At 53.1% G+C, this 1,223-nt stretch carries 2 protein-coding genes; both read right to left on the bottom strand.

Annotated features, from left to right (window positions below; genetic code table 11):
• Window positions 1–1,074, bottom strand: a 1,074-nt coding sequence (gene flgK / locus WH277_RS03900; RefSeq protein ID WP_339504467.1) for a flagellar hook-associated protein FlgK, incomplete at its 3' end; no start/stop codon positions are given.
• A gap of 3 nt (window positions 1,075–1,077) precedes the next feature.
• On the bottom strand, window positions 1,078–1,223 hold a 146-nt coding region (locus WH277_RS03905; protein ID WP_339504468.1), incomplete at its 5' end, for a rod-binding protein.

A 1,223-nucleotide genomic window follows, 5' to 3' on the forward strand; every position in this document is an offset into this window, starting at 1 on the left:
CGCTTGCAGATTGTCGTTATTCCCACTGGCATCCGGAATACTGGAAAATGCCAGTTCATCCCAGGTCAAATCGGTAATGCCAAGCATGCCATTCGGATTAGTCAGATCGAAGCTGAACAGCGGTTTCCCCGGGTTTCCCTGACTGTCAAAGCCCGCAGCAAGCTGGCTGTTAAAGGCGTTGGCCAGCGATTTCGCCATACCCTGTACCGATTCTTCCATGCCGTTCAGCGTCTCAGTTTCATACTGATACAGTCCGCCAAGCGCACCGCCACAGTCCATATCGACCGAAAACGAGGTCGTCGAAAAGGACAGTGAAAGGCGACGGTTGCCGCCGCTCTCATCGAATACCAGCTTGCCCGCTGTGCTGCCGCTGACTAACGGCTGCCCGCTATTCAGCGCTACCGTGTAGCTGCCCTCCGGGGTTTCATTGATACGGACATCAATAAAGCCACTAAGCTGCTTCACCAGCTCATCCCGCTGGTCGCGTAAAACACTGGTATCGCCGCCCTGCGCCTCAGATTCGATGATTTTTTTGTTGTAATCAGCAATATTGGTACTCAATACATTAATGCTACCGATACTGTTCTGCTGCTGGGTGCGAATATCGCTATGCTGTTTATTAAAAAACTCCTGGAGCTTATTAAAACGGGTGGCCAGCATCTTTGCATTCGACAGGACGTTCTGGCGCATGGCCTGATTTTCCGGCCTTTCCGTAGCTCCACTCAATGCGCCGAACAGATTATCCAGCCCCTCTCCCAGTCCCGAGGTTTCTGAGCCAACGAGCGTTTCCAGCTGTCCAAGATAGTTTTGAGCGGTAGCATAAAAGTTCCCCTCACTGTTGGTCCGCCAAACCTGACCAATAAGAAACTGATCGGCCATACGGCGGATGCTGGTGACGGCCACACCGCTACCGCTGTCAAAACGAACCTGCCCCATCGGGCCTATCGCCATCTGTTCAACGCGCTGACGCGTATAACCTGGTGTGGCAAGGTTCGCCGTGTTCAGAGCCGTGACATTAAGCTGCGTTTGTGCCGCACGGATTCCGCTGTAGCCGATGTTGAAAAGAGAGTTCATCCTTTACCTCGTGGTCGTTTCTGATGAAAGTTGCTGAATAAGCAGTGCTGCAATCCCCGTTGAACGCTGGCTGGCAAGCTGCTGAGCCAGCGCATCGTCATAAAAATCCCGCAGGGTTCGCGCTTCCCGGCTACTGAACAGCCCGTTAT

Source organism: Erwinia sp. MYb416 (genome assembly GCF_037479575.1).
In the GTDB taxonomy this organism is placed as follows: domain Bacteria; phylum Pseudomonadota; class Gammaproteobacteria; order Enterobacterales; family Enterobacteriaceae; genus Erwinia; species Erwinia rhapontici.